Source organism: Defluviimonas sp. D31 (assembly GCF_033436765.1).
In the GTDB taxonomy this organism is placed as follows: Bacteria; Pseudomonadota; Alphaproteobacteria; order Rhodobacterales; family Rhodobacteraceae; genus Albidovulum.
Map to the genome: position 1 here is coordinate 346,279 of NZ_JAWQFN010000004.1, position 24,606 is coordinate 370,884.

The 24,606-nt window shown below is 66.5% G+C and carries 22 protein-coding genes; 9 read left to right on the forward strand and 13 right to left on the reverse strand.

Annotation, left to right across the window (positions count from 1 at the left end; translation table 11 throughout):
- Positions 1-15 precede the first annotated feature (15 nt).
- The 6 genes from R5H32_RS10175 to R5H32_RS10200 all read right to left on the reverse strand — a co-directional run bounded on the left by R5H32_RS10175 (position 16) and on the right by R5H32_RS10200 (position 5,060).
- Positions 16-1,071 (reverse strand): ornithine cyclodeaminase, encoded by a 1,056-nt coding sequence (locus R5H32_RS10175; protein ID WP_318338568.1) that lies wholly within the window; start codon positions 1,069-1,071, stop codon positions 16-18.
- 12 nt (positions 1,072-1,083) lie between these two features.
- Positions 1,084-1,779 carry an ABC transporter permease gene (locus tag R5H32_RS10180; RefSeq protein WP_318338569.1) on the reverse strand — a complete coding sequence of 232 codons (696 nt, stop codon included), beginning with the start codon at positions 1,777-1,779 and terminating at the stop codon, positions 1,084-1,086.
- A 3-nt stretch (positions 1,780-1,782) separates the two neighbouring features.
- Complete coding sequence (locus R5H32_RS10185; RefSeq protein WP_318338570.1) at positions 1,783-2,460, reverse strand: ABC transporter permease subunit; 678 nt, start codon at positions 2,458-2,460, stop codon at positions 1,783-1,785.
- Positions 2,461-2,472: 12 nt separating this feature from the next.
- Positions 2,473-3,231 carry a transporter substrate-binding domain-containing protein gene (locus tag R5H32_RS10190; protein WP_318338571.1) on the reverse strand — a complete coding sequence of 253 codons (759 nt, stop codon included), beginning with the start codon at positions 3,229-3,231 and terminating at the stop codon, positions 2,473-2,475.
- Positions 3,232-3,274: 43 nt separating this feature from the next.
- The gene (locus R5H32_RS10195; RefSeq protein ID WP_412099014.1) at positions 3,275-4,057 is read right to left on the reverse strand and encodes an ABC transporter ATP-binding protein; all 783 of its coding nucleotides are present in this window, start codon (positions 4,055-4,057) and stop codon (positions 3,275-3,277) included.
- Between the two features lie 88 nt (positions 4,058-4,145).
- The gene (locus tag R5H32_RS10200; RefSeq protein WP_318338573.1) at positions 4,146-5,060 is read right to left on the reverse strand and encodes a LysR substrate-binding domain-containing protein; all 915 of its coding nucleotides are present in this window, start codon (positions 5,058-5,060) and stop codon (positions 4,146-4,148) included.
- A gap of 89 nt (positions 5,061-5,149) precedes the next feature.
- On the opposite strand from R5H32_RS10200, the gene R5H32_RS10205 reads away from it, so the two are divergent.
- Positions 5,150-6,256, forward strand: coding sequence for a succinylglutamate desuccinylase/aspartoacylase family protein (locus R5H32_RS10205; RefSeq protein WP_318338574.1), 1,107 nt, complete (start codon positions 5,150-5,152; stop codon positions 6,254-6,256).
- Between the two features lie 312 nt (positions 6,257-6,568).
- Positions 6,569-7,279 (forward strand): 5-formyltetrahydrofolate cyclo-ligase, encoded by a 711-nt coding sequence (locus R5H32_RS10210; protein WP_318338575.1) that lies wholly within the window; start codon positions 6,569-6,571, stop codon positions 7,277-7,279.
- 150 nt (positions 7,280-7,429) lie between these two features.
- On the opposite strand, the gene R5H32_RS10215 is transcribed toward R5H32_RS10210, so the two are convergent.
- The 7 genes from R5H32_RS10215 to R5H32_RS10245 form a co-directional block, all read right to left on the reverse strand.
- The gene (locus tag R5H32_RS10215; protein WP_412099010.1) at positions 7,430-9,421 is read right to left on the reverse strand and encodes a Calx-beta domain-containing protein; all 1,992 of its coding nucleotides are present in this window, start codon (positions 9,419-9,421) and stop codon (positions 7,430-7,432) included.
- A gap of 176 nt (positions 9,422-9,597) precedes the next feature.
- Positions 9,598-10,794: a glycosyltransferase gene (locus tag R5H32_RS10220; RefSeq protein ID WP_318338577.1), complete on the reverse strand. Its 1,197-nt coding sequence runs from the start codon at positions 10,792-10,794 to the stop codon at positions 9,598-9,600.
- Position 10,795: 1 nt separating this feature from the next.
- The gene (locus R5H32_RS10225) at positions 10,796-11,704 is read right to left on the reverse strand and encodes an XrtA system polysaccharide deacetylase (protein WP_318338578.1); all 909 of its coding nucleotides are present in this window, start codon (positions 11,702-11,704) and stop codon (positions 10,796-10,798) included.
- Entirely contained in the window at positions 11,697-12,635 is a 939-nt protein-coding gene (locus tag R5H32_RS10230) for a hypothetical protein (RefSeq protein ID WP_318338579.1), read from the reverse strand. The genes R5H32_RS10225 and R5H32_RS10230 overlap by 8 nt, the downstream gene beginning before the upstream one ends.
- Before the next feature lie 103 nt (positions 12,636-12,738).
- Complete coding sequence (locus tag R5H32_RS10235; RefSeq protein WP_318338580.1) at positions 12,739-13,485, reverse strand: methionyl-tRNA formyltransferase; 747 nt, start codon at positions 13,483-13,485, stop codon at positions 12,739-12,741.
- Positions 13,486-13,642: 157 nt separating this feature from the next.
- A complete protein-coding gene (locus R5H32_RS10240) occupies positions 13,643-15,598 on the reverse strand; it encodes a GumC family protein (protein ID WP_318338581.1) in 1,956 nt (651 codons plus the stop codon).
- Complete coding sequence (locus R5H32_RS10245; protein WP_318338582.1) at positions 15,595-16,836, reverse strand: O-antigen ligase family protein; 1,242 nt, start codon at positions 16,834-16,836, stop codon at positions 15,595-15,597. Before R5H32_RS10245 ends, R5H32_RS10240 begins: the two co-directional genes overlap by 4 nt.
- 565 nt (positions 16,837-17,401) lie before the next feature.
- Between R5H32_RS10245 and R5H32_RS10250 the strand changes: the two genes are divergently transcribed.
- The 7 genes from R5H32_RS10250 to R5H32_RS10280 all read left to right on the forward strand — a co-directional run bounded on the left by R5H32_RS10250 (position 17,402) and on the right by R5H32_RS10280 (position 24,599).
- The gene (locus tag R5H32_RS10250) at positions 17,402-18,124 is read left to right on the forward strand and encodes a nucleotidyltransferase family protein (RefSeq protein WP_318338583.1); all 723 of its coding nucleotides are present in this window, start codon (positions 17,402-17,404) and stop codon (positions 18,122-18,124) included.
- Positions 18,125-18,194: 70 nt separating this feature from the next.
- Positions 18,195-19,331 (forward strand): DegT/DnrJ/EryC1/StrS aminotransferase family protein, encoded by a 1,137-nt coding sequence (locus R5H32_RS10255; RefSeq protein ID WP_318338584.1) that lies wholly within the window; start codon positions 18,195-18,197, stop codon positions 19,329-19,331.
- On the forward strand, positions 19,328-20,098 hold the full coding sequence (locus R5H32_RS10260) for a sugar transferase (RefSeq protein WP_318338585.1): 771 nt from the start codon (positions 19,328-19,330) through the stop codon (positions 20,096-20,098). Before R5H32_RS10255 ends, R5H32_RS10260 begins: the two co-directional genes overlap by 4 nt.
- Positions 20,095-21,129, forward strand: a complete 1,035-nt coding sequence (locus tag R5H32_RS10265) for an SDR family NAD(P)-dependent oxidoreductase (protein WP_318338586.1) — start codon at positions 20,095-20,097, stop codon at positions 21,127-21,129. Before R5H32_RS10260 ends, R5H32_RS10265 begins: the two co-directional genes overlap by 4 nt.
- On the forward strand, positions 21,126-22,424 hold the full coding sequence (locus R5H32_RS10270) for a polysaccharide biosynthesis/export family protein (RefSeq protein ID WP_318338587.1): 1,299 nt from the start codon (positions 21,126-21,128) through the stop codon (positions 22,422-22,424). The genes R5H32_RS10265 and R5H32_RS10270 overlap by 4 nt, the downstream gene beginning before the upstream one ends.
- Before the next feature lie 76 nt (positions 22,425-22,500).
- Complete coding sequence (locus R5H32_RS10275) at positions 22,501-23,208, forward strand: AAA family ATPase (RefSeq protein ID WP_318338588.1); 708 nt, start codon at positions 22,501-22,503, stop codon at positions 23,206-23,208.
- Positions 23,209-23,216: 8 nt separating this feature from the next.
- Positions 23,217-24,599 carry a lipopolysaccharide biosynthesis protein gene (locus R5H32_RS10280; RefSeq protein ID WP_318338589.1) on the forward strand — a complete coding sequence of 461 codons (1,383 nt, stop codon included), beginning with the start codon at positions 23,217-23,219 and terminating at the stop codon, positions 24,597-24,599.
- Positions 24,600-24,606: the final 7 nt, after the last annotated feature.

Consider the following 24,606-nt stretch of genomic DNA (forward strand, 5'->3'; position numbering starts at 1 on the left):
CCCCCTTCGGTTGCGTCAGCCCGCGCGGTCGAGCCCCGCCGCCGCCGCACGCAGGAGCATGCCGTAAAGATCGCGCGGCTCGTCCGGATCGGCGACCATGTCGAGCGGCTGGAAGAGGCCGGTCGCGGCGACACGCTCGCTCAGGTAGCGCAGCGCGCTGAAATCCTCGATCGCGAACCCGACCGAGTCGAAGATGGTGATCTGCCGGTCCGATGTCCGCCCCGCCGCCCGGCCGGTCAAAACCTGCCAGAATTCGGTCACGGCATGATCCTCGGCAAGCTGCTGGATCTCGCCCTCGATGCGGGTCTGCGGCGGGTATTCGACGAAGATCTCCGAGCGCAGCAGGATCTCGCGCGCGAGCTCGGTCTTGCCCGGGCAGTCGCCGCCCACCGCGTTGATGTGGACACCCTCGGCGACCATGTTGTCCGAGAGGATCGTGGCATAGCGCTTGTCGGCGGTGACCGTGGTGATGATCTGCGCGCCGAGGACCGCGTCCTCGGCCGAGGGGCAGGCGCGGCAGTCGAGCCCGTGGCCCGTGAGATTGGCGATGCAGCGCCGCGTCGCGGAGGGGTCGACGTCATAAAGCCGGAACTTGCGGATCCCCATCAGCGCGTGGAAGGCGAGCGCCTGGAACTCCGACTGCGCGCCGTTGCCGATGATCGCCACCGTGTCGGCCCCGCGCGGCGCCAGCACCTTCGCGGTGAGTGCCGAAGTCGCGGCCGTGCGCAAGGCCGTCAGGATCGTCATCTCCGACATCAGGAGCGGGTAGCCGGTCGCCACGTCGGCGAGGACACCGAAGGCGGTCACGGTCTGGCGCCCGTCACGGGCATTGCCGGGATGGCCGTTGACGTATTTGAAGCTGTAGGTCTCGCCATCCGAGGTCGGCATGAGCTCGATCACCCCCTCGGCCGAATGGGCGGCGACGCGCGGGGTCTTGTCGAACCGCTCCCAGCGGCGGAAATCCACCTCGATGAAGGCCGCAAGCTCACGCAGGAAGGTCTCCACCCCGGTCTGCAGTACGATCTGCATCATGTGGTCGACACTGACGAAGGGAACGATGTTCAGGCTCATTTGTATATTCCGTCAACGGGTTGCGGCCGGGCGCAGATGCGCCAGCCATTTGCGGCCGCCGAGCCCGAAGGCCGCGGCGATCAGGAAGGTCAGGGCAAGATAGAGGAGAGCCGCGGTCACCAGCCCCTCGTAGGCGAGGTAGTACTTGCCATTCAGCGTCCGCCCGGCGCCGAGAATGTCCTGGATGGTGATGACGCTCGCCACTGTGGAGCCGTGCAGCATCAGGATCACCTCGTTACCGTATTGCGGCAGCGCCCGGCGGAAGGCGCCCGGAATGGTGATCCGGCGCAGCACCTGCAGGGGCGAGAGGCCGATCGCCTCGGCGGCCTCGATCTCGCCCTTCGGCGTCGCTTCGAGCGCGCCGCGCAGGATCTCGGCCGTGTAGGCGGCGGTATTCAGCGAGAACGCGATCAGCGCGCAGTTGAAGGGGCTTTTCAGCACCGCCCAGAAGACGCTGTCGCGGACGACCTCGAACTGCGCCAGCCCGTAGTAGATCAGGTAGGTCTGCACCAGCATCGGCGTGCCGCGAAAGGCGAAGATGTAGCCGCGCAGTACCTTGTCGATCACCGGCAGCCGCATCCCGCGCAGGACCGCCACCGGCAAAGCGATCACCATGCCGATGGCGAGCGACAGCACCGTGAGCTTCAGCGTCATCGAGATGCCGGTCACGAAGAGGTCGGCGTTCTCCGAGATCAGGTCGATCCGCATCGGTCACACTCCCACGCGGTGGCGCCGTTCGAGCCGGTGCAGGGCATGGCCCGAGACCGCCGTCAGCGCGAGAAAGAAAAGGATCACGGCCAGCATGAAGACGAAGGGCTCGCGGGTGGCCTTGCCGGCCTTGTCGGCGAGACCGACCATGTCCTGCAATCCGACGATCGAGACGATGGCCGTGGATTTCAGGAGCACCAGCCAGGTGTTGGTGAAGCCCGGCAGGGCAAGCCCGAGCATCTGCGGAAGGATGATCCGCGACAGGATGCGGTGGGACGGCAGGCCGATCGCCTGCGCCGCCTCGACCTGCCCCCGCGGCACCGAGAGATAGGCGCCGCGGAAGGTCTCGGCGAGGAACGCGCCGAAGATGAAGCCGAGCGTCAGGACGCCGATCACGAAGGGGCTGACCGAGATGCGCTCCAGCCCGAAGGCGGCGCGCACCGCGTTGATCGCCCGTTCGCCGCCGAAAAAGAACAGGAGCATCAGCACGAGGTCCGGCACGCCGCGCGCGATCGTTGTGTAGCCCGTCGTCACGCTGCGCAGGACCGCGCTGCCCCTGAGCGAGAGCGTCGCGAAGACGCCCCCGAGCAGCGTGGCAAGCGCCATGGACAGGAACGCGACCGCGAGCGTGACACCCATGCCGCCGATCAGGATCGGTCCGTAACCGACAATCTTGTCCATGGCGCCCGCCCCTTACCCGCCGTACTGGTCGGTCGTGAAGTACTTGTTGTTGATTTCCGCGTATTTGCCGTTGTCGCGGATGGTCAGGATCGCGCCGTTCAGCCGCTCGCGCAGGTCGTCCTCTCCGGGGCGCAGCGCGATGCCGGCGCCCTTGCCGAAATACTTCTCCTCGATATGCGGCGCGCCGAAATAGGCAAATCCCTCGCCCGCCTCGGTCTTGAGGAAGGCGGTCTCGCCGGTGCCGGCATCGACGAAGGCCGCGTCGACCCGCCCGGCCGCGAGGTCGAGATAGATCTCTTCCTCGGAACCATAGAGGCCAAGCTCCACCTCGGGGAACTCGCCGGCCATGAAGTCGTTGGCGACAGTGCCGCGCTGCACGCCGACGCGCTTGCCGGCGAGGCCCTCGGCGGTGTCGGTCATCCCGGCATCGGCGCGGCCGATGAACATGTTCGGCGATTGCAGGTATTTCTCGGTGAAGGCGACGATCTGGGCGCGCTCCGGCGTGATCGACATCGAGGCGATGATCGCGTCGCACTTGCCTTCCATCAGCGAGGGGATCATCGCGTCCCAGTCGGTCTTGACCAGAGCGCAGCTGGCGCCGATCTCGGCGCAGAGCGCGTTGGTCAGGTCGATGTCCATGCCGACGATCTCGCCCTTCTCGTTCATCATCGACATCGGCGGGTAGGCACCCTCGACGCAGACCTTCAGTTCCTCGGCGCCCGCAAGCGCCGTCGAGCAGAGCAGCATCGCTGCCGGAAGGAATTTCCTCATCGCTTTCTCCTTGTCTGAGGTGGTTCGTCGTGCGGTCGGCGCCCTATTGGCCGAGGCGCACATGGGTCAGGAATTGCTTCAGCCGCTCCGATTGCGGCGCGGAAAAGATCTGCGCGGGCGCGCCGCGCTCCTCGACGCGGCCCTTGTGCAGGAACACGACCTCGGTCGAGACGTCGCGGGCGAAGGCCATCTCGTGGGTGACGAGGAGCATGGTCCGCCCCTCGGTCGCCAAATCGCGGATCACCGCCAGCACCTCGGCCACCAGTTCGGGGTCGAGCGCGCTCGTCGGTTCGTCGAAGAGCATCACCTCGGGCTCCATCGCCAGCGTGCGGGCGATCGCCACCCGCTGCTGCTGGCCGCCCGAGAGATGGCCGGGATAGCTCGACTCGCGCCCCTTCAGGCCGACCCGGTCGAGCAGCTTCTGCGCCAGCGCCACCGCCTCGTCGCGGCGAAGGCCGCGCACCTGCATCGGCCCCTCGATCAGGTTCTCGAGAACGGTCATGTGGGACCAGAGGTTGAAGGACTGGAACACGAAGCCGAGCTTCGCCCGGAGCCGGCGCAGCTGACGCGCGTCGCGCGCCACCCGGCGACCCCGGCGCATCACCAGGTCGAGATGCTCACCGGCGACGGAAATCTCGCCGGCGTCGCTGCTTTCGAGCTGGTTGATGCAGCGCAGGAAGGTGGACTTGCCCGACCCCGAGGCACCGATCAACGAGATCACGTCGCCCTGCCGCGCCTCGACCGAGACACCGCGCAGCACCTCGACCGAGCCGAACGTCTTGTGCAGATCGCGCACCGCGAGGCGCAGATCGACGATCGGTTCCATGCTGGTCATGCCGGCTCTCCTCCACCTTGGCCCGTGGGCCTTCCCGGAGAATGGCTAGCACCGCAGCGCCCGGATGCGGCATGAGAATTTAGGTCGTCACATGAGTGGCACTCATGGTGTTCCGGCGCACGACATCCTTGATCCAGGCGACGAGGCGCTGGATGTCGGGCTCCTTTCGACGTTCGTATTTGATCTGAAGATCATAGGTCTGGCCGGTGGGCAGCGCCGCCCCCGGCAGCCGGCGCAATTCGCTCCGCGCGAGCGCCGGGAAGGCCATGAAATCCGGCACCAGCGCCGCCCCCATCCCGGCCCGCGCCATCTCGAGCGCGAGCAGGTAGTGCGTGCAGCAAAGCCAGGCGCCGTCGCGAATCGCCGGCAGGTCAAGGCCGTTCAGCGCCGCGAAGGCCTCCCAATCCGCCCCCACCATCACGGGATCGGTTTCGGAGGTGATGAGCGGCACCGGTCTGTCGAACCCGTCGCGGCAGGTCGTGGATGCCGCGACCGGCACCAGATACTCCGGAAACAGGCGCTGCGACCAGTAGCCGCGCCGCGTCGGCTCCGAGGTGATGAAGACATCCGCGACACGGTCGCTGATTTCGGGCGGGTCGGAGATCATCACCAGCCGGAGGTCGATATCGGGGTGGCGCGCCGCGAACTCCGGCAGGACCGGGATCATCCAGCCCGCCGCGAAGGACGAATAGAGCGCGACCCGGATCATCCGCCGGTTCAATCCGATCGTCGCGGCGGTCGACTGCTCGATCAGGTCGAACGCGCCGTCGAGCGCCTCTGCCAGACGCGCACCGGCCCGCGTCAGCGCGATGCTGCGGCCCTGGCGCTCGAACAGCTCCTCGCCGAGATAATCGGTGAGGTTGCGCAGCTGGTGGCTCACCGCGCTCTGGGTGATGCCCAGTTCCTCGGCCGCCTGGGTGACCGACAGATGCCGCGCCACGGCCTCGAACACCTGGAAGCCGCGCAGGTTCAACTGGAGACGACGCTTGGCCATACATGATCCTTGTTCATCCTTCGCGAGGGGAACTCATTACCCGCCCGCGCGTCAAGATCCTAGGTTTCCCCGGCAGAACGGAGGCGCCCATGCAGACCGAACATCTCCCGCTCACGCCCGGCCCGATCAATGGCGAGCGCCGGCTCACGCTGTATCGTTTCGGTACGCCGGGCGCGCGGCCGCGGGTCTATATCCAGGGCGGGCTTCATGCCGACGAGGCGCCAGGGATCGCGGTCGGCTTCGCGCTTCGCGACCAGTTGCAGCGCCTCGAGGCCGAAGGCCGGCTTCGCGGCGAGATCCTGCTCGTGCCGGTGGCGAATCCGATCGGGCTCGACCAGGGAATGATAGGTGGCAGCTTCGGACGGTTCGAGGTCACCTCCGGGCAGAATTTCAACCGCGCCTTCCCCGATGCGGCGGCGCTGGCCCTTGCCATCGACAACGCCGCGCCCGAAGGCGATCCGGTCGCCGCGCTGCGGGCCCGGATGGCGGCGGCGCTTGACCGGCTGGTGCCGCTCACGCCGCTCCTGGCGCTGCAAAGCTGCCTGCTGCGGCTTGCGATCGAGGCCGATATCGTGCTCGACATGCACTGCGATTCCGAGGCGGTCACGCATCTCTACTGCCATTCCGAGCAGGCCGACCGGGCCGTCGGCCTCGGGCGCGCGATCGGCGCCGGGGCAGTGCTCCATGCGCCGCTTCAGGGCGGCTATTCGTTCGACGAGGCCTGCACCCTGCCCTGGATGCGGTTTCGCGATCGCTGGCCGTCCGCTTCGCTGCCGATCGGCTGTTTCGCGGTCACGCTGGAATGGCGCGGCGTCCTCGACACCGACCCTGCGCTCGCCCAAAGCGATGCCGAAGCGGTGATCGCATGGCTTGCGGATGAGGGCGCGCTGGACGGGCCCTCCGGAGCCCCCCGCGCGGGATCGGTCGCGCCCACCCCGCTCGCGGGCGTGGAAGTTGTCAACGCCCCCGCAGCGGGCCTCTTTCACGCCGCGGTCGCTCCGGGCGAGTGCGTCGCGGCGGGTGCCACGCTAGGTTATCTGCGCCGCCTTCCCGAGGGCGACATCGTTCCGCTGAGTGCGGGAGTGGGCGGGGTGGTTTATGCCCGCGAGCAATCGCGGATCGTGCGGGCTGGAGCCGAACTCTTCTTCATTGCCGGCACCCGGCCGATCCGCGAGGGGCTGCTTCTGTCCGCCTGACCGCGATAGGCCGCCGGTCCGGACGACGTCGTCACCGCTCCTTAGTTGCTGGCTTTCGCCCGACTATTTCCGGCGAAACACCGCATTCGGAGAGCGTCCTGCCGTCGAGGTACGCGAGGAACACCTTCCCGACCGCAGCCCTTGGTCGGAGGAGGCCGCAAGATGGATCGCTCGCTTCCGATCGGTATTTGCGCTACCTGCCGAGCCGACCTACAAGAACTGAAAATGCCGAACCAGTGAATCGCAGCCCGCGCCCGAGCGGTTCAACCGGACGTGGAACATTGCCGGGGCAGTCGGATCGGAGGCCGAGGAATGTGCAAGGATCAGGACGCGCGCGCTCGGCCCGGCAGCTATGCCTCGCCGCCCTGTATGGCCACCGAAGTCGATCCGGCCTATTTCGACCCGCTGGCGGTGGATCCCGAACAGGCGCGCGACGTCGCCCGCTGGCGGCGGTCCGAACGCGAGCGTCTCCGCTCCGAACGCCTCGCTCTGAGCGCCGACTACCGCGCGGAACTCGCCGTGAGGGTAGCCGGACATCTGGACGAGTTTCTCGCGGCGCGCGTCGGCGCGATCCCGGGCCGGGTCGTTTCGGGCTACTGGCCGATCAAGGGAGAGTTCGACCTGCGCCCCTGGCTTGTGGCGCTGCACGAAAAGGGCGCCGTCATTGCCCTGCCGGTGGTCGAAGAACGTGCCGCGCCCCTCGTCTTCCGGCACTGGCACCCCGGCATGACGATGGAACGCGGCCACTGGAACATCCCGGTGCCCCCCGAGAGCGCCGAAAGGCTGGTCCCGGCGATCGCCCTCTCTCCGCTGGTGGGCTGGGATGGCGCGGGCTATCGACTCGGATACGGCGGTGGATATTTCGACCGGACCTTGGCCGCGATTGCCCCCCGCCCCCTCGTCATCGGCGTCGGCCTGCAGGCGGCGCGGCTCGCCACGATCTATCCGCAGCCGCATGACATCCCCATGTCGGCGATCGTCACCGAGGACGGTCTGCAATTCGCGGACGGCTCCGGCCGCTGACGACCACGGGCGCATGTGTCACGCGCGTTGCGCCGATTCACATAGAGAAACGCCCCGGGAGGTCAGACGATCGCCCGGAGCGTTGTGTAACTGCGGCACGCTGCATGCCGCGACGGGTTTAACGCCGCCGCATGCAGCCGGTAGCTGACGTCAGCCGATCATCCAGCCCGAAGAAGGACCTTGCTGGTCGCCAAGGTCGATCTCGATCAGCCGCCCGTCGTCGACGTGGCTCCAAGCGAAGTCGGCCACATAGAGATGCGTTTCGCCGGAGCCGTCGCTGGCCGGCGCAAAGGCCAGGTCCTTCACGTTGACCCGGTGGCCGGTGCCCTCGGCACGGGCGCCCTGCAGGATGTCGATCGTCTCGAGGATCCGGCCGGTATTGTCGACCTTCCAGATGAGGTCGCTGAAGCCGCCGCCCACATAGAAGACACCCGCATCGGGGTCGTAGGCCAGCGCCTCGGGATCCATGATCGACGTCGGCAACGAGAACGAGTTGAACACCTGCGTTCCGGCCTGATCCACCTCGATGATCGTTCTCTGGTCACCGTTCACGATGAAGAGGTGTCCGCTGACCGGATCGAAGGCCACGTCCTCGGGATCGAGGCCGCCGAGGGGTTTGGTATCGAACTGCCACAACACCTTCGTCGGATCGTTGGCGTCAACGACATACATGATGTAGTTGTCATCGTCGGTGACGAACATGCGCCCGTTCGCGGCGTCGATCGCCAGGCCGGTCGGCTCGACCGTGTAGGGCAGTGCGAAGCTCGACTGCAATTGTCCGTCCAGCGACACGCTGAAGAAGTTGTTGGCGCGCGAGAAAGGCGCCTCGTCGACCTCGGAGTCGGACATCATCAGCGTGCCGGTCAGCGGGTTGTAGACGATGCCGGACGGGTCCGTCATGCCCCAGGAGGTCGTGAAGTGATCGGCTACCACCTGCGCGCCCTCGTCCTGGATCTGTGCCGTGGCGGACCTGATGCCGATACCCAGTGCCTCTCCCGTCGACGCCACATTGACACTGTCGATCTTCAGCGAGAACCGCTCCACCCCTTCGGCGAGGTTGTCGTCCAGCAGCGCGACCGAGACATAGGCGCTGGTCGAGCCCGCCTTGACCGTGACGGTTTGACCGGACAGCCCAACATAGTCGGAGCCGCTCGTGGCCGTGCCGTCCCGCGTGCTCACCGTGAACACGACATCGTAGTTCAGCGCCTGCGAAAGCTGCACGACGAACACCTGGCTTCCGGCGTTCTCCGGCGTCCGACCGGTCGTCGCGGTCGCGATGGAAGCCGTTACACTGGCGGGCGCGCCGTAGGAGGAGATGTCGGCTGCCGTCAGGTTGACCCCCGAAGTGAACAGCGCAAGCGTGACCGCGGCCTGGGCGCCGGTTCCGTCAGGATCCCACTTCAACTCCGGCGTACCGGTCGACTTGAAGATGAACTGGCCATGCGCGGCGGTTGCGACCGTGCCGGTGGTGAAATAGGTCGGATCCAGCTTCCCCGCGATGAGGCCCGCACCTTCCGAGAGCCCGAACGCGGCGGCATAGATGCCGATCCGGTCACCCGCACCGTAGTCGTAAACCTTATCCCAGGCGCCGACTTCGGGGGCAAAGACGAACGTGTCGGCGCCCGCACCGCCATACAGGTAATCCTTGCCGAGACCGCCGATCAGTACGTCGTCGCCGCCATAGCCGTAAAGGATGTCGGAGCCACCACCACCGTAGAGGATGTTGCTCCCTTCATTGCCCTTGATCGTGTTCGACAGGTCGTTACCGGCGCCATTCAGGTTGGCAGTGCCGGTCAGGTCCAGTTTTTCGACATAATTGGGCAAAGTGTAGCTGATGGTGCTGACGACATAGTCCGTACCGCCGTCATCCACGCCGGGCGTGCTTTCCTCGCTGACCACGTCGCCGGGATCGTCCACGCGGTAAATGTCGTCACCCGAGCCGCCATACATCGTGTCGGCGCCGGTGCCGCCGTCAAGGAGATCATTGCCCGAGCCGCCATGAAGTTCGTCGTCACCTCCAAGGCCATACAGCCGGTCCTTGCCGGCAAGGCCGAAAATCCTCTCGTGAGCGCCGGTTCCGATCACGTCGTCATCACCGATCGTGCCGAATATGTCGCGAAATATCTTAGCTGGAATCGCCATAGCAAATACCTTCCGTCGAACAGAGCCCTCTCAGGGCACATTCTTGGATCCCACCCCACCCTAGGTCAGGCTTCCACCCCACCTAAGGATACCGTTTCGGGATCGGGGATGCGCGACCCCATCGGGCTTAATCGTTGTTACCACCAACGGCGTAGCCCAATTTTCACGCGCGTTGATTACGCCCTCGGCCCATCCGCGGCCGCCAGCGGGGCCAGGCCCTCGCGCCGGTCCTGCAGGATCGACTCGTAGAGCGTGGCATGCCTGTCGGCGATCGCCTCAAGGCTGAAACGCTTCCGTGTCAGCGCGTCCGCGTGCTCCGCCATCGCGGCTGCCGTCTCGCGATCCTCCAGCAGCCGCAGGATGCCGGCGGCCAGCTTCTCGGGTTCGCCCGGAGGTGTCAGCAAGCCGTTCCAGCCATCGCGGATCACCTCACGGCAGCCGGGCATGGCGGAGGAGACAATGGGCAGCCGGGCGAGCGAGGCCTCAAGCAACACACGCGCGACGCCCTCGCGATATTCGGTCGGGAAGGCAAAGACATCGGACATGCGCAGCAAGGCCGGCACGTCCCGACGCGCGCCGATTGCGACCACATAGGGCGCATGCGCCGCGATTTCCGCCTCGGTGACGGCAAGCGGCCCCTCGCTCTCGCGCGGGCCTACAAGAACGAAGCGTACGCCGGGGCGGGCGCGATTGACGATGGCGGCGGCTTTCAGGAGCGCGGGAATGCCCTTCTGCCGCGTCATGCGGGTGACAGTGACCACGACCTCGGCGTCGCCAAGGCCGAGTTCCTCTCGCAGCGCCTCGCGCGAGGGCAAATTGGCCAGCGCGCGCTCGAATCCTTCCACGTCCACGCCACCACCGCCGGCCGGAATCACCAGGCCGCGGCGTCCGTCCATGCCGTTGCTGCGGAAGAAATCGCGGTCGTCCTCGATCTCGAAGACCGTGGCGGCGGTGCTGCGCGCCGCAAGTCGATGCAGCGTTCGGTAGACAGGCCGCGCCGTCAGCGCCAGCGGCGTGCGGGAGGAGTAGACCCAAGCGCGCCCGCAGATCGTCCTGACCACCTGCGTGCCCGCACCCGAGGCGCCGGCGGCGAGGGGCAGGAAGAGGCAGGGCTTGGTGTCGAACCCCTGGGCGATATCCGGCTTGAGATCGCGCAGCATCGCCGAAAGCTGCCGCAAGGCCCGCAGGTCCGACATCGGGCTGATGAAACGGTCGAACGGGAACGGAAGGTAGTCGATGCCCTGTCGGACGAAAGGCTCCGGGTCGCCGCTTCCGGCCGCCGTCACGCGGAAGCCGCGGTCGCGCATCGCGAGGATGAAGGGGATGCGAAGATCATTGTCTTCGCCGCCGACATAGAGAACGTGGGCGGGCATGTTAGCTTCTCCTTTCATTTGTCTGGGCCGCGATCACGCTCGGGGGCGCCTCCGGCGCCGCTTCGGCGCCACGCCAGCGATCGATAAGGCTCTCGATCGTGCTCCATTCGAAGTCGCCCGCGATCGCGGCAAAGCGGTCTTCGCATCGGTTGAGACCGACCCTCTGCCGAAATCGGTTCACGGCGCTCATTCCGGGCGGGACCGGGTGATCGGGATCTATCTCCCAAGGATGGATGTAGAAGACATACGGTTGGCCCGACCGCCTGATCGCCGCCACGCCGCGCAACCACAGCGCGTAGGGCGCGAGCCGGAAGTAGCCGCCGCCGCCCCAGGGCAGCCCGCGGCTTCCGACCTGCAGGCAGGAGACGCAAACCTCGTCGAACCCCTCGCGAAGCCGGATGATCGGCTGGCGACCGTCGACCGCGTCGAGCCGGCCGTAGCGGTCATGCGCGAGCGCCGGCACCATGGAGCTGTCATAGGCGTAGCCCGCCTCCTGCAAGAGGTCCACGGCCCAGTCGGTGATCGAAAAGCACGGCGCCCGGTAGCCCAGCACCGTCCGCCCCGACTGGTCCTCGAGCAGTTTCCGGGAGCGATCGATGTCCGCGGCGAAAGCCTCGGGCGTCATCCTGTAGACCAGCTCGTGGCCGTAACCATGCGAGGCGACTTCGTGCCCGGCCGCAGCGATCGCGGGTACCAGGTGAGGGAATCGCTCCGCGACCCAGCCGAGAACGAAGAACGTGGCGGGGGTGTTGCGTTTCGCGAGGATCTCGAGCATGCGCTCGGTGTTCCTCGCCACGCGGGACACGCAACCGTCCCAACTGTCGCGGGGAACCACGGCCTTGACGTTCTCGCTGTGGAACCAGTCCTCGACGTCAATGGAGAGGGCGGCCGCGCCGGTGAGGTCAGTCATTGCTGCCGTTCGCGATTTCGAAGGCGCCACTCTGTCCGAAGTATTCGAAGAAGACCTTCTGGAGATCCGGGTATTCGCCGCCGTCCGCAGATTGCAGGGTCGGGCAGGCGGTGGTTCCCTGCGGTGCCCAGGAATAAGTCATGTCGAAGGCCCTTTTCTCGCGAGGGACGAGCTCGTCCCAGATGTGCAGCATCGTGACCAACTCGTCTTCTGTCGGCAGGCGGTACCACGGCTCCTTGACGCTGGCGCAGGACTGGCCGAAGGCCTGGAACACCGGCACGATCCGTTCCCGTTCGATGCCAGCATCGAGAGCAGCCTTGATCCGGGCACGCAGATGGCCAAGATCGCAACCCGTCTCGGCATTGCGGTGATTGCACGGATAGGGATCCACACCGATCAGGTCGGCGCTATTTCCCAAGAGCTGGAACTCCTGCGGCGCGGCGGATCCGTTCTGCACGATGATGAAGGTGCGCCCGTCGGGATCGAGCGAATGGATCAGCTTGGTGCGCTCCGCCACACGCGCCGGGCCGTCCGGGCAGGTCTCGGGATGCGGTTCGTCGGCGATGTAGTAGATGCCGCTGAACTTCGGATGGTCCCGCGCCGCCTCGACCTCGGCCGTGACGGCCGCATCGTCGAGACGCCACTCGCACTTGGTATTGTAGCCGTTGCCGAGCCAGAGCACACCCTTCAGGCCGTCAGGCAGCACTTCGAGCTTGGCGGCCGACCCGACATCGGCCAGATCGAATGCCATCGCCGACACCCCCTCGAAGTCGCCGCCGAGATTCACGACGTAGTGGAGACCTTCCGAATTGGCCGCCTTGCGTGTGGAGTGACTTCCCGCGAGTGCAGCGGCAGCCAGGCTCGCCGCCACGGCAGCGGCGGCGAGCAAGCGACCAGAGGTGAGTGGATAAACATGATCGGAGCGCCTCATGCTGATCTTCCTTTCCGAGCAGCGTCCTGCGCGACAGATCCTGCCGCACATCGCACCGCTCCTTCCGGCTCGAGGCGCGCAACGCGCGTGTCGCGTTGCGCGGTCATAGCAGTCGATGCCCAAGGCGCCGGAACGCGCGGGCATCCTCTGGTGTCGGGAAGCGGAAGTAGCCGGCTTCGCCCATGTCGAGCGGCGCACCCTTCGCCTTTCCTTCCCGCAGGTCGCGCAGCACTCGAACGAAGAGCCGCGCTCCCTCGCGCTTGGCGCCCCGCATGACGCGATCGAGTGAATCCCGCTCCCGCAGCGGAAACGGCGCAGTGGCCAGCACGTCACCGGCATCCAGTTCCTCGACCATACGGTGTACGGTGATCGTCACCGCAGATTCGCCGCGCAGGAGCTGCCAGAAGGTAGGCAGCATCCCCCGGTAGGTCGGCAGCCGGCCGGAGTGAATGTTGATGCAGCCCAGACGCGCCGACGACAACAGCCCGGCCGAGAAGATCTCCGGCCCCGCCACGGACATGATGACGTCGGGCCGCAGGTCGCGGATGCGCGCGAGGTATGCGGGATCGTTGACCGACGGCGTTTCAAGCAACGGCAGTCCCCGGCGCCGGGCCATCGCCGCGATCGTGTCCCCCCGCATCTTCGCCCAGACGTAGCGCAGTCCCAACCGGAACACACCGGTCCAGCCATATAGCGACAGCATCCGCTTCAGTGTCTTGAGAATGGGCTCGTGGAACGCCTGGTCCACTGTCACGCCGATCACCTCTGCGTCGCCTGCGGGCAGTTCGTCAAAGAAGACCTTGAAGAACTCGATCACATAGAGCGGGTCATCCTCCGTGATGACGAGCACGCGGAGTGGAAGCGTCCTGTCCTCCGACTGTTCGGCGAAATCGCTTGCAGGGGCATCTTTCATCAGGCGCTGGTCCTCCGATTTGTCGTCCCGGAGCGCCGAAGTGCACCGGGACTGGGCTGAGCTGGACGGCGGGCATCTCGCATGGGCCGTCCTCTCAGACCGGCTGCAGGGCCGCGGTCGCGTCCGAGGCATTGGTCTCGCCGTAGCGTCGACGCACTTGGAGGCGCATGTCGACCTGCGCGATCACGACCGAGACCGGCGGTGTGTTCCCCGCCCCCGACGCGCTCAGGCTATGCAGGGCGGCCTGGGCGGTGCGGGCATCCGTGACGCCCCATTTCACGACGAACAGGACGCGATCGATCATGGAGGCAAGAAGCCGCGTCTCGGTGGCCCCCGCAAGCGGGGCGCTGTCGATCACGATGCAGTCGTAAGTCTTGGTAAGGCGATCCAGCATTGTGGGGAACTCGTCCGAACACAGCACCGCCAGCGGATCGACCTTGCGCATCGGTGGCGGCAGATAGTCGATGCCGAGCGACTCGATCCTGCGGATGGCGTATTCCGGCGGCCGGCTCTTCGTGCCCTTTGCCGTCGCTTCGCCCCCTAGATCGGGATCCCCCAGCGCGGCGGCCACTCCTGGCCTGCGGAAGTTCAGGTCCATCAGCAGCACACGCTGGTTCAGGCGCGCAGTATAAAGAGCGAAGCCGACGGCCGTGGTAGTTGCCCCATCGCCGTCGGCGCTTGACGTGACGAGGAAACTGCGCGGCACCTCGGTCGACGCGCCGCGCTTGCGGGCGGCGACCGAAATAGACCTTACAGCCTCGACATAAGGTTCGAATGGATCCTGTGGCAGGATGTCGGCCGGATCATCGCTCGCCATGTACGACCGCTTCGGCACAAGCCCGATGCACGGAACACGCAGCATCAACTCTACATCGCGTCCGCTCCGCAGCCGCTGGTCGTTGCGCTCGAGCAGCAGGGCGATCATCGCGCCGATCGCACCCGATCCTACGAGAGCGGGGAACAGGAACAGGAGCGGATTGGGGGAACTCGGCCGCTCCGGCGTAGCCGCAAGCGAGACAACCCGCGCCGGCGGCTGTCCGGCGCCGCTGCCGATGAGTTTCGCACGCTGGCGCAGCAGGCCTTCGTAAGCCTCCTCGGCTGCAGCGGCCTCGCGTTCGAGTTCCTGCAGGCGGCTTTGCTGCTCGCCCGCCGCGGCAGCGGCGCCCTGAAGCGTTATGAGCCGCGCCTCGATATCACCGAGGCGCGCCGCCGCTTCGTCGCGCTCGCGCACTAGTTGGTCACGGTTCACCGGCAGCGTCTGCGCGCCGGAACGGCCACGCAGATTGCCCTCGACAACGACCGCGCCGGCCGCATCCGCATTCGCCACGCGCGAAGTGCTCTCAGCGGTTTCCTGGGATTCGCTCGCCAGCTGCTGCTCGCGCGCATCAAGCTCCGCCCGCGCGATGGCGAGCTGCCGGCTCATCTGACCGATCTGCACGTCGATCTCGTCCGCGCGGCCGGGATCGACCACCCCGTGGGCAACTCGGTAGTCACGCAGATTCGCGGTGACCAGATCAAGGTCTTGCCGCGCCGTCTCCAGTCGCCTGGAAACCGTGTCGAGTACATTGGCCTGCTCTGATTGCATCTGGTCCGAGACCCCGCCCAGATAGACTTGGACGGCCCGGTTCACGACGGTCGAGGCGATGTCCGGATTCGTGGACACGAAACTCACCGAAATGAGGCGTGATCGGCGTTCCTTGAAGACCATGAGATGATCTTCGAGATCGGCGAAGCCGGGCAGGTCGAGCGGGGTCTCGGAGTTTGCTTTGATCTCCGCCAGGTCTGTGGCCAGGCGCCGAAGCTGGCCGGGCGACATCAGAAGCTCGACGAGCGTATCGACCGCCGCCTCGTCCACGAATTCGACACCTTGGCGGACCTCGGCCTCGGGCAGGAGCTGCGCCTTGGCCGTATATCGCGGCGGCAGCAGGAAAGCGGCTCCGCCGATGAGTCCGCCGCCGATGAGCATGACAAAGGCAATCAGAACCCAGCGTCGTCTCAGCAGCGTCATTACCTGGCGGAAATGCAGGTCACCAGCACCGCGATGAATCATGACGCAACCTCCGAGCGTATTGAGCGGAATGGCGGACGCACCCGGTCCGCCTCGAGCAGGCACAGCACGATTGCGAACCAGAAGTTCGGATGCCGCACCACGAAATGGAACATGCTGAACACCGCCACGCCCATGATCATCGCGGACAGCGCCGGCAGACGGGACCGCCAGCCCTCCCGCAGGGTGGACACGCAGAGCCAGACGAAAGCCGCCATAGCCACGATCCCACCCTGCGTGAACAGATCGAGCGAGGTGTTATGCGCCTCGAATTTGTAGGGCGGAGGACGCTTCCAGGACTTGCTGGTCAGGTGCGGTCCCGGCCCGTAGCCGATCATGCCGGACTCCAAGCCTTTCTCGTAGGCTTCCTGCCAGAGGTGAAACCGCAGCTCACCCTGCCCGCCTTGGGCATAGACCTCCTCAGATCGCTGCTCGATCCGCTCCAGCGCGGCCGCCCAGAACGGGGCGACCGAAGCGGCAGCGAGCGGAAGCGACAGGAGGCCGATCGCCACGATCGTTCCTCGCACCGTCGGTGCCATCTCGTAGTTCTGGAGCCAGGTCGTCGACTTAAGCACTAGGAACACCGAACCGGCGGCCATCAGCGCGACGAGGAACGTGTCGCTCTTGCTCAACACGCCCGCTACAGCCGCCGGAACGGCGCAGACGAGCGCGGCAAGGGCTTCGCGCGGAGTGTCGGCCGTTTCGGCAAGATGCGCTGCAAGGAACATCAGGAACATAGCGAAGAAGCCGAGCTGGTTGGGATCGAGGGACCAGCCGCTCAGCCGGTCGTAGAACCACGGATCGACGCCCGGCATTGGAAACAGGCCGTATCCACTGGCGATCTGCAGGAACATCGAGACCGCACCGAACGCGACGACGCGCCAGATCACGGTTCGGCGGCGCGCTGGCCCGCCAAGGTCCAGCGAAAACATGCAGGCTAGCGCGAAAATCAGCGTGTAGGCGAACAGGTCGTGGAGGATGCCGGTGTAATAGTGAAACGGCTCGCGCGCGAGGCCGACGATCATCCCGGCGCATAGCGCCAGGAGCAGCACCACCCAGAACGTAACAACACGGCTCAGGGCCAGGTTGACCGAGATCGACGGCAGCAGGGTCTGGCGAAGCGTCGCGATACCCAACCAGATGATCAACAGCATCTCGCCCGGTCCAAGCGGCAGGCCGCTGATCCGCAACTGGGTCGATGGATAAAGAACCAACCCCAAAGCGAGCAGAAACGCAGTCATAGCATACGAGTCGTGAGTTTCAGCAGACCGTGGGGCGTCGACGGAAAGAGAACCCTAGGCTCAAAACACCGAAAGAAATCTCTGTTCATAATGACCATTCCCCTCGCACAAACCACCCGGCGAGGTTTGCCCCTCCGGAAAACACTTCGCTAAAAATCCGAGATGTGGACGGCCGCCGGACAACCCGGAAGGCATACGCGATAGCCCCATCTCGTGGACGCACGCCGGAAAATGCCCCGATATCGGAGGATCTCCGCCACGGCCCTAAACAGATTAATGCTCGCACAAGCCCGTTAGCGGTCGAAGTTCAACTAGGGAGTACGTCCGGCCTCATGCCAATGGAGTACTCCCCGTTCCCCAAAAAGCGTTCATCCCCCCCCAATGCATATACCTTGAATGGGCGACTGAATCCGTCGGGGGGGCTGCGCTAACATTAATCAAGCCGCGAGAACGTAGAAAGCTGAACGCATACTCGTCCAGTAACGGATCGCATGGTGCGATTGTCCTTGGGTGCGAGATTATTTGAAACGTCATTGAGCATGTGTCTTTGTAAGGAGCGAGTGAAATGAAGGTTGTTATCCAGTGCGGGGGTAAAGGTACCCGCCTGCGTCCCTACACGATGGTTCTTCCCAAGCCTCTGATGCCGGTACAGTCCCAACCCGTTCTCGAACTCCTGCTCAAATGGCTCCGCCGCAATGACGTCCGCGATGTCTACATAACGACCGGCTATCTCGGCCATCTCATCCGGGCCTTCTGTGGTGACGGCCGGCAATGGTCGATGAACATCCGCTACACGATCGAACGGCAGCCCCTGGGTACGATCGGCCCCCTCGGGATGCTGCGCGACGAGCTCGACAGCACCTTCATGGTCATCAATGGCGACGTGCTGACCGATCTCAGCATCGGCGCCTTCGCCGCCTGCCACCACCGCAGCGGCGGCCTCGTCACCGTGGCCACCGCGCTGCGCGAGACGCCGCTTGAGTTCGGCGTGATCGACGCGCCCGAGGGCCGCGTCAAGAGCTTCAAGGAGAAGCCCAGCCTCACCAACCTTATGAGCATGGGCATCTATTGCATGGAGCCCGAGGCGCTGGAGTATGTACCGGATGGCGTACCCTTCGGCTTCGATGACTTGATGTACTGCCTGCTTGCGCGCGACAAGCCCGTCTACACATACCGGCACGACGGACTTTGGCTCGATATCGGTCGCGTCGACGATTTCCAGAGCGCCCAGATCCTCGACTGGGATGAGCAGTCGCCTGCGCATGAGCGCCTCGGCGCCGTTTCCTGACGTTACTGCCAGTCGGCTCTGCCGGATTGGCAGCGGCGCGCGGAGCGAAGCGCCAGGAAAGGAGAACTCGATGCTGCTCGTGTCAGAACCCGTCCTTGGACCTGAAGAGAAAGCGGCCGTCGCTCAGGTTATCGAGGACGGCTGGATCACGCTCGGTCCGCGTGTGGCCGCGTTCGAGCGGGTCTTCGCGGAACGTCACGGTGCCGGTGATGCCGTGGCGGTCAATTCCTGCACCGCGGCACTGCACCTGGCGCTCGAGGCGCTGGGCATCGGCCCCGGTGACGAGGTGCTGGCCCCGTCGCTGACCTTCGTCGCCACGGTGAACGCCATCCACTACACAGGCGCGGAGCCGGTGCTGGTCGATATCGACAGCCTCGATGCGCCGCTGATGTCCCTGGAAAAGGCCGCGGAGCGCGTCACTCCGCGCACCCGTGCCGTGATGCTGATGCATTTCGCCGGCCATCTCGCCGAGCGCGCGGCGTGGCGCGCGTTCGCCGACCGCCACGGCCTTCTGCTGATCGAGGACGCCGCCCATGCAGTCGGCGTGCCTGAGGTCGGCAGTTACGGCGACGCGGCGGCCTTCAGCTTTTACGGCAACAAGAACATGACCACTGCCGAGGGCGGGATGATCCTCATGCGCGATCCCGCGCTGCTGGAACGCGCCCGCCGGATGCGGGCCCACGGCATGACCTCGAACGCCCATCAGCGGCTTCAGGCTCGGTCCGTGCAATACGACGTGGTCTCGCCGGGCTGGAACTACCGGATGGACGAGATCCGGGCGGCACTTGGTCTGGTGCAGATGTCGCGGCTCGACGCGTTCAATGCGCGGCGGTCGGAACTGGCGGCCCTCTACCGGGGTCGTCTGGCGCCCCTGCAGGCGCGCGGCACGCTCGGCGTACCGCATCCTCGCAGCGGCATCTCGGCCGACCACATCTTCCCCGTGGTCCTGCCGGCCGGCGCCGACCGCAACGCCGTCGCGGCGGCGATGGCCGAAGCCGGCGTGCAAACGACAGTCCATTACCCGCCGGTCCATGAACTCTCCTACTACCGCGACCGCTGGCCCGAGCTGCAACTGCCGGTGACGGAGGAGTTCGCACGCAGGGAACTGACCCTGCCCCTTCACCCGAAGATGACCGAAGCCGACGTCGAGCGTGCCGCGCGCGTGCTCGAGGCCGCTTTGCAGCCAATCGAGGGAGCCGCCGCATGACGATCCTCCACGTGTCACCACAGCCGGCGCCATCTCAGGCTCTGAACAGGGCTTTCGACATCGCGCTGGCCACCGCGGGCCTGATCGTCCTCGCACCGCTTATGCTCCTGATCACGCTCGCGATTCTTATTGAGACGGGCCGACCGATCCTGTTCGCGCAGGTGCGTCTCGGCAAGGGCGGGAAACGCTTCCGGATGTTCAAGTTCCGCAAGTTCGGCCCCGCCCCCGCGACACAGGGCTGCCCGCTGACGGTCAAGGGCGATCCGCGGATGACGCGGGTCGGGCGGATCCTCGAAGCGACCAAGCTCGACGAACTGCCGCAACTGTTCAACATCCTGCGTGGCGACATGGCCTTCGTCGGCCCAAGGCCAGAAAGCCTGGATTTCGCGGACTGCTTCAAAGGTGCCTTCCTCGGGGTACTCGACCACCGGCCCGGCATCTTCGGCCCGAGCCAGGTCGCATTCCGCAGTGAAGCCGAACTGTATCCGGCGGAGAACGACCCGACGGTCTTCTACAGGCGCGTGCTGTTCCCGACCAAGGCGAACCTCGACCTTCAGTACTACCCGAACCGGACCGCGCTTCGGGACGTCGGCTGGCTGCTGCGCGGCGTTCTGGCGGTCCTTGGTGCCCCGGCGTCAGACGCGCCGCTCGCCGAGCAATCCGCCACGAAAGCGGCGCGGCGCCGCGTTCGGGGCCGAGGCACGGGGCGCCACAAGGGCGGCAGTGTGAGCCCCGTAAATCGTACAACAGTAAAGAGATCTTCATGAGTATGATACGCACGCCCACCCAACCTTCCTTCGACGGGCGCAACGTTCTGGTGACAGGCGCGGACGGCTTCATCGGCTCGCACCTGACCGAGGCGCTGGTCGCGGCCGGAGCCAACGTCACGGCGCTGTGTCTCTACAACTCATTCGACTCTCTAGGCTGGATCGACGATCTGCCCGCCGCCGTGCGATCCTCCGTCAACGCCGTGCGCGGCGACGTGCGGGACGCGGCACTCGTAAGCCGGATCTCGGCACGGCAGGAGGTTGTCTTTCACCTCGCCGCGCTGATCGCGATCCCGCATTCCTATGTCGCGGCGCAGTCCTATGTGGACACCAACGTGACCGGGACTCTCAATGTGCTCGAGGCCGCCCGTGCGCATGACGTGCAACGCGTTGTCCACACCTCCACGAGCGAGGTCTACGGAACGGCCCTCACGGTGCCGATCAATGAGGACCATCCGCTGCAGGGGCAGTCGCCGTACTCGGCCACGAAGATCGCCGCCGACATGCTGGCGGAATCCTTCGCGCGCTCGCACGACATGCCTGTCGCGATCCTGCGACCCTTCAACACCTTCGGCCCGCGCCAGAGCGAGCGCGCGGTGATCCCGACGGTGCTGCGCCAGGCACTCGATCCCGAGATCCGCGCCATCCGCGTCGGCGACGTGACACCGGTGCGCGACTTTACTTATGTCCAGGACACCGCCTCCGCATTCCTCGCGCTCGGCGGCACGCCAGAGATCCTTTACGGTGTTCCTTACAATGCCGGCACAGGACGTGCCGTTTCGGTCGCCGACGTCATCGACATGATCGGCGGCATTGTCGGCTGCACCAAGCCCGTGGAGACCGAGGCCGCTCGCTTGCGCCCCCCGCGCTCCGAGGTCCGCGAGCTTCTCGCCGACAACGACCGCCTGCGCCAGGCGACCGGATGGCGGCCGCGCGTCGATCTCCCGGACGGACTTGCGCGCACGGTCGAGTGGTGGCGCACCCGTCTCAAGCACGGGAAGGTCCGGCAAGAGAAAGGATACGCGACATGACCTGCAGCAAGAAGCACATCGCTATCGCATCGGCCGCTGGGATCACCCTCGCTTCGATGCTAGTCGGCACCGGAGCCCGAGCCGACGAAGCCTACCGCCTGCTTGCCGGCGACGTCGTCGCCATGAGCGTAGCCGGCGTGCCGGAACTCTCGCAAGAAGCGCAAGTGCAGCTTGACGGCAGCCTCAGCATGCCGCTGGTCGGCGAGGTCAGCGCCGCCGGGCGCACGATGCCCGACCTGCGCGAAAGCATCCGCGCCGCGATCGCGAGCCGGCTCGTTCCGGTCTACACGCCGAACGGGCAGGAGCATCTGCGCTCCTTCGCACGCGATCAGGTCAGCGCCTGGATATCCGAGTATCGCCCGGTGTTCGTCAGCGGCGACGTGGCGCGGGCCGGTGAGTTCAAGTTCCGCCCCGGCATGACCGTACGGCAGGTCATCGCGGCCGCGGGAGGCGTGGCGCTGGCGCCGGCGATGGGGCCCATCGTCAACACGGCGGGGCTGGAAGCCGATTACGTCGGAGCCTGGCATTCGCTCGCGGCGATCGAAGCCCGCGTCTGGCGGTTGCGCACGGAACTCGGAGAGGAGATCGGCTTCGAACCCGTCGAATTGCCCCCGCCGCCGCAGCGCAACACGGCGCTTGAGGACATCCTGCGCGTCGAAACGGACCTGCGCGAAGCGCGCGCGCTCGATCACGAGCGCGAACGCAGCTTCCTGGAACGCTCCCTTACCCAGATCGACCAGCAGACGGCCGTTCTGGTGCGCCAGCTCGAAGTGGAGAAGGAGACCGAGATCGCCGACGCCGCGGATCTTGAACAAGCGCGCGAACTGAGCGGCAAGGGCCTCTACACGCAGTCCCGGATATCCGACATTCGCAGCGCGGCACTCATCTCCGCGACCCGCCGGTTGCAGACGGAGACCAACCTGATGCAACTGGAGCGGCGCAAGACCGAGATCGCACGCGAATTGGAACGGCTGGACGACCGGCGCCACGTCTCGCTGCTGGACGAGATCCAACAGGCGCGGGTCAAGCGGGCGGGCGAAGCCGCCAAGCTCAATGCGCTTGTCGCCCGGATGGAAGCGGCAGGTGTGGCGCCGCCAGCCGTTACCAAGGGGGAAATCGTCGTGACCCTCGTGCGCGCCGACGCTGTAGAGCCGTTAGCGGCATCGCTCGACCTCGTGCTGCAGCCGGGGGATGTGGTCCAGGTGGCCCGGCATGCCGTCGGCGAGGCGCAGGAGTTCGGTGCGGAACAGTCGTCCGGAACCGCGTCCTTCCGGACGGTCGCGGAGTTGCGCTGACGGTCGGGAGCGCAGGACATTGCATACTTCTTCTCCCACCACGCTGCGAACGGACGCCGCTGCACCGGCCCTGATCGTGGAGCTGGTGGGACCCTCCGGTTCCGGCAAGACCACGCTCGCCCAGGCGATCGTCTCGGCTCTCGGCCCGGCACGTCTCGCGGCAAGCTCGCGCCCCGCAGAAGCCGGGGCCACAGGGCGGTTCCGCCTGCCTCCGGCAGCGGCGAGGGCCGCAAAGATTGCGCGCGTCTTCCCGCGTATCGGCGACGGCACACAGGAGGAGGACAGGGCGGCGCGGCTTCTGGCGCTGCTGCCGCCCACCGGCCCGCTCTGGCGGCTGCGCTACAGGCGGTATCTGACGGAACTGTCGAAGCGCCTCGCACGCGAGCGGACAGCGGGCGGTATCGCCGTCTTCGACCAGGGCTTCGTCACCGCGGTGGGAACTCTCGCCTCCTTCAGCCGCACCATTGACCGGGAAACGCTGGCGCGCGCTCTGGAGATCGCGCCGAAGCCGGATCTCGTCATCCGGATCGAAACCCCGCGCGAGACCGTCGCCGCGCGTCTGCATGACCGCCTCGGCGCCCAGTCGGCGGCAGAACGCATGTTCGAACTCGGCATTCCGACGACGCTGCGCCAGATCGACGTCTTCGAGGCGCTGGACCCGTTGCTCGATCACTGCGGAATCCCGGTAATGCGAGTGGCTTGCCCCGACCGCGCGTCGCTGGGGCCCGCAACAGAGGCTGTACGGGCCCGAATTGCCGGGTTCGGGCGGGAGGTCGAAGCGTGACGCGAACCATGGAACAGCAGCCGTCCGCAGCGATGGTCGAGGCAAAGCCGCGGCCGCGCTCTCTTCTCGATCGCCTCAGGGATCGCGGCCTCGCCGCCGCGGGCCTGTCCTCCAGCAGCGCCGGCGCGTTCCTCGTGCTCGTCGGGGGGGCGGGTGTCAGCTACCTCGCCCAGGTCGCGACCGCCCGGATCGTCGGCGTGGAGAGCTTCGGGCTCTATATGTACGCCGTGGCCTGGATGGTGGTCGCGGCCACCCTCTCGACGCTCGGCTTTCACGTCTCGCTGCTGCGTCTCGTGCCATCCTACCGCGCCAAGGGAGACTGGGGCGCCATGCGGGGCGTGATTCGCTTCTCTGTTAGTGGCGTCGCCGTCACGGGCGTGCTCGTCGCGCTCTGCGGGGCGGCGCTCGTGCTTTATGCGGATCAGGTTGCAGAACTGCGGATCGCGCTGCTGATCGCGATGGCAGCGGCGCCGCTTTTCGCTCTCCAGCTCGTCGGGGCGGCGCTGGTGCGGGCGTTCGGCGGCGTCGTCTCGGCGCTCGCACCAGAACGGCTGGGCCGCGACGCCTTCGCGGTGATCGTGCTGGCCGGGCTGGTCGGGCTCGGCCTCGCCCCGGCCACCGCCACGACGGCGATGACCGCCATGCTTGCGAGCGGCGCGGCGATCCTCGCCATCGTTACCGTGCTCGGATGGCGGTTCCGCCCGGCGGAACTCCACGGCGCGAGCCAGCAGACCGCCTTGCGCGACTGGATACGCCCGACGCTGCCGCTGACCGTAATCATGGGGGCGGACGTGGTCATGGCGCGGTCCGGCATCATCGTGCTCGGCCTTCTGGGCGATGCGCGCGGCGCCGGGATCTTCGCGGTGGCGTTCAGCCTTTCGATCCTCACGGCCCTGCCCCGCATGGCGGTGGCGGCCGCCTTCGCACCCACCGTGGCGTCGCTGCACGCGCAGGGCGACCGAGATGGCCTGCAGGCGCTGACGAGACGGGCCGCCCGGCTCACGCTCGCGGGGGCGGTTTGTGTGGCGGTTCCGATGCTTGTCGCGATGCCGATGCTCCTTGGCTTCTTCGGCCCTGGCTTCGCCGCGGGTGCGCCCGCCGCGACCGTTCTGGTGGCAGGACAACTGGTCGCCGCCGCTGCGGGCCCGCAGCAGCACCTGATGACCATGACCGGCCGCGAGACTGCCGGTGCCGCCATGCACTCGGGCGGGGCGCTCGTCGGCCTTCTGCTGTGCTTCCTACTGGCCGGACCCTTCGGCGTTCTTGGCGCGGCCGTGGCGATCTCGGCTGGGGTCGTCGTTTGGAATGTGGCGATGGCGTGGTTCGCCTACACTCGGCTCGGCCTGCGGCCGGGCCTTCTCGCGGCCAAGACCGCGCCGTCGCAGATTTGAGGAAAGC